Origin of the sequence: Pseudomonas sp. HMWF006, assembly GCF_003061205.1 — a bacterium.
Classification (GTDB): Bacteria; Pseudomonadota; Gammaproteobacteria; order Pseudomonadales; family Pseudomonadaceae; genus Aquipseudomonas; species Aquipseudomonas monsensis.
The window spans coordinates 1-2,860 of record NZ_QAIU01000383.1; the positions used below are offsets into that span (position 1 = coordinate 1).

The following is a 2,860-nucleotide window of genomic DNA, read 5'->3' on the forward strand; positions in this document are numbered from 1 at the left end:
GATCGGCAGCGTGATCGGCGGCCGCCTGGCGTACATTCTCGACGCCGATCTGGCGCTGGTGCCGCAAGGCGCGACCGGTGAGTTGTTCGTCGGCGGCGCCGGTCTGGCGCAGGGTTATCACGACCGCCCGGGCATCACGGCCGAGCGTTTTGTCGCCGACCCGTTTGCCGCGAATGGCGGGCGCATGTACCGCACCGGCGACCTGGTGCGCCAGCGTGCCGATGGCTTGGTGGAGTATCTGGGGCGGATCGACCATCAGGTGAAAATTCGTGGTTTCCGCATCGAACTGGGCGAGATCGAAACCCGCCTGCTTGATCACGCTTCGATCCGTGAAGCGGTGGTGCTGGCGCTGGATGCGCCGAGCGGCAAACAACTGGTTGCCTATCTGGTCAGCGAAGTCGCCGAGCAAGGTGAAGTACAACAGGCCGAACTGCGCGACGCATTGAAGGCGCACCTCAAAGCGCAACTGCCGGACTACATGGTGCCGATGCACCTGATCCTGCTGGCGCGCATGCCACTCACCGCCAACGGCAAACTCGACCGTCGTGCTTTGCCCGCGCCTGACCCCGAGCTGAATCGTCAGGACTATGTCGCGCCGAGCAACGAGCTGGAACAGGCCCTGGCGCAGATCTGGTGCGAAGTGCTCAACGTCGCGCAGGTGGGTCTCAACGACAACTTCTTCGAACTCGGCGGCGACTCGATTCTGTCGATTCAAGTGGTCAGCCGGGCGCGGCAGCAGGGCATCCATTTCAGCCCCCGGGACCTGTTCCAGCATCAGACTGTGCAGACCCTCGCCGGGGTCGCCAGCCGCAGCGAGCAAGTGACTGCCGAACAGGGGCTGGTCAGCGGTGACTCGGCGCTGACGCCGATCCAGCACTGGTTCTTCGACACTGAAATCCCGGAGCGTCAGCACTGGAACCAGGCCTTGCTGCTGGAGCCGAGCGTGGCGCTGGAACCGCAGCGTCTGGAGCAGGCGCTGCTGGCGGTGATCGAGCAGCACGACGCGCTGCGTTTGCGCTTCATGCAGACCAATGATCAGTGGCAGGCAACGCATCAAGCGGTGTCCGATGCCGAGGTACTGTGGCAATTACGGGTGGCAGCGATGGACAAGTGCCAAGCGCTGTTCGCCGATGCCCAGCGCAGCCTCGAACTGCAACACGGCCCGCTGTTGCGCGCGTTGCTGGTCGATGGACCCGAAGGTCAGCAACGGCTGTTCATCGCGATCCATCACTTGGTGGTCGACGGTGTCTCGTGGCGCGTGCTGCTCGACGATCTGCAAACCGTGTATCGCCAACTCGACGCCGAACAAGCGGTGAAGCTGCCGGCGAAAACCAGTGCCTTCAAGGACTGGACGGCACGCTTGCAGGCCTACGCCGGCAGCGAATCCCTGCGCGAAGAACTGAACTGGTGGCAGACGCAACTGGCCGGGCCGAGCGCCGACCTGCCATGCGAAAACCCGCAGGGTGGACGGCAGAACCGGCATGCGCAAACCGTCAGCGTGCACCTCGATGCCGAGCGTACTCAACAATTGCTGCAACAGGCGCCGCGTGCCTATCGCACGCAGGTCAACGACCTGTTGCTGACTGCGCTGGCCCGCGTCTTGTGCCGCTGGAGCGGGCAGCCGTCGGCGCTGATTCAGCTCGAAGGCCACGGCCGCGAAACCCTGTTCGACGAGATCGACCTGACCCGCACCGTCGGCTGGTTCACCAGCGCCTATCCATTACGCCTGACCCCGCACAACATTGAAGAAGCGGCCGGGCAGGGCGCTTCGATCAAGGCGATCAAGGAGCAACTGCGCGCGGTGCCGCACAAAGGCCTGGGCTATGGCGTCCTGCGTTATCTGGCCGATGACCTCAGTCAGCGCAGCATGGCGGCGTTGCCCAACGCACCGGTCACCTTCAACTACCTCGGCCAGTTCGACCAGAGTTTTGGCAGCGATGCGCTGTTCCGTCCTCTCGATGAACCGGTCGGCGCCGCCCACGATCCGCAGGCGCCGCTGCCCAACGAGTTGAGCATCGACAGTCAGGTGTATGGCGGTGAACTGCTGCTGCGCTGGACCTTCAGCGCCGAGCGATATGACGCGCAGACCATCGTTGATCTGGCCGACGCCTACCTTGGCGAACTGCAAAGCCTGATCGCCCATTGCCTGCAAGACACGGCCGGCGGGTTGACGCCGTCGGACTTCCCGCTGGCGAAACTGACTCAGGCGCAACTCGATGCGTTGCCGGTGCCGGCGGCGCACATCGAAGACGTCTATCCGCTGACGCCGATGCAGGAAGGCATGCTCCTGCACACCTTGCTCGAACCGGGCACGGGCCTGTACTACATGCAGGATCGCTACCGCATCAACAGCGAACTCGATCCCGAGCGTTTTGCCCAGGCCTGGCAAGCGGTGGTCGCCCGTCACGAAGCGCTGCGTGCGTCGTTCTGCTGGAACGTCGGCGAAGACATGCTGCAAGTGATTCACTCCCCGGGGCGCACGCCGATCGAGTACCTGGACTGGAGCAACGTTGCCGAGGCCGAGCAAGAACCGAAGTTGCAGGCGTTGCTCAAAAGCGAGCGCGAGGCCGGTTTCGATCTGCTCAATCAGGCACCGTTCCACCTGCGCCTGATCAAGGTCGGCGCGGCGCGTTACTGGTTCATGATGAGCAACCACCACATCCTGATTGATGCCTGGTGCCGCTCGTTGCTGATGAACGATTTTTTCGAGATCTACACCGCCCTCGGTGAAGGTCGCGAAGCGCAATTGTCGGTGCCGCCGCGCTACCGCGATTACATCGGCTGGCTGCAACGCCAGAGCCTGGCCGAGGCGCGCCAGTGGTGGCAGCAGAACCTGCAAGGGTTCGAGCGCACCACGCCG

1 protein-coding gene is annotated in these 2,860 nt (G+C 63.7%); it reads left to right on the forward strand.

What is annotated here, in order from left to right; all coding sequences use genetic code 11:
• Positions 1 to 2,860, forward strand: a 2,860-nt coding sequence (locus DBR24_RS15840; RefSeq protein ID WP_146189058.1) for a condensation domain-containing protein, incomplete at both ends; no start/stop codon positions are given.